A 1,323-nucleotide genomic window follows, 5' to 3' on the forward strand; every position below is an offset into this window, starting at 1 on the left:
CCTGGCGTATCGCGTTTCTCTCTAACTTTGATCTTCGCTTCGTTCAATGGGTACTTAGCTCTGAGTTCATCAGAAGCTTCGTCTGAAGCCGTTGGATATTGATGTAACCAAGTCTGAAACTCCCTCTCGAGCGATGCCGCGTCCTGATAACCACCTATCTTGTCTCGCCCCATAACTTTGACGTAGTGTGCTATACGCGATACACACATCGTGTATTGGAGCATTGAGGTGAGTTTTGCATTAGTCGCAACATGCTTCTCTTCGTACAGTTTTGGCTTATACAACGAAACATTGGAAGTCATGCCAACCATGTCTGTTTCAGGAACTGGTGAAATCGGAATGAACCCACAATCAGACAGTTCTTGCTCTTTACGCTCAGAGACTTTTAGATTTAAAGGGCATCTATCTCTGTCATTTTTGCCATTAATGCGCGTTTTGTTTCTTGTAGGAGCAACAATAATGCCTTGACTATAATCCCCCTGTTTTATTCCTCGCATATGAGTAAACCAACCGTGCTCTTGGAATGCTCTTATCGAAACAGCAGCGAAACAGAAGGCTCCACTTCCCCACAATAAATCGTTATTTGAATCGTCAATATTCTCTTGAAATTCAAATTGATCGTTTCGAGAACCATCACTTTTGTAGGGTTGTCGAAAAAGTACGTTAGGAGCGGTTAAGCCAATAAACTTGGTATCATCGTTATCTCGCAAATGTCTCCATTTGACATAATCAATTTGTTCAAATTGTGCCGCAACGTCTCGAGTCGACGAAAGTTCGGCAAATGTGTTCACACCGAATATTTCAGGAGACGCAGACATTACAAATGGACTAAATGCCGCAGCAGCAGACTGAGATATCTTGCTTAGCACAGAGATATCTCTATCAAAATAATTTGTTCTCGGGTCATAACGTAATTGATAATCACCAACAACCACCCCAAAGGGTTCTCCTCCGGCCATTCCATATTCATTTTGATAGAGCAATTTAAACAAGGCAGACTGATCGAACTCGATAGCCTTGAGCGCATCTTTACTTACTTCATTCCATGTTGCAGATAGAACTTTAATTTTTACGGAGTCAGACGATGGTTTATCAACTTGTTCACATAAATATCGAACGCCTACCCAACTGCACTCTAATTTCTGAAAATCTGGATGATGAATGATCTCATTGAGCTGCTTCTGTAATAGTGTGTCAATGGTATTAATCGTGCTCACAATGCTATGGCGAAAACTCGCAAAATCTTTAGATTGCGTGCCTTCCAACCAAATTCGTGCCGCAAGTATTGAATCTGAACATTCAACAAATTTAGTCAACCAATGA

Annotated in this window: 1 protein-coding gene; it reads right to left on the reverse strand. The window is 41.3% G+C overall.

Annotation, left to right across the window (positions count from 1 at the left end; all coding sequences use genetic code 11):
* Window positions 1-1,323, reverse strand: a 1,323-nt coding sequence (gene tssC / locus R7Q38_RS23525) for a type VI secretion system contractile sheath large subunit (RefSeq protein WP_318114485.1), incomplete at both ends; no start/stop codon positions are given.

It is taken from the genome of Vibrio sp. Vb0598, from assembly GCF_033338935.1.
GTDB classification, from domain to species: Bacteria; Pseudomonadota; Gammaproteobacteria; order Enterobacterales; family Vibrionaceae; genus Vibrio; species Vibrio alginolyticus.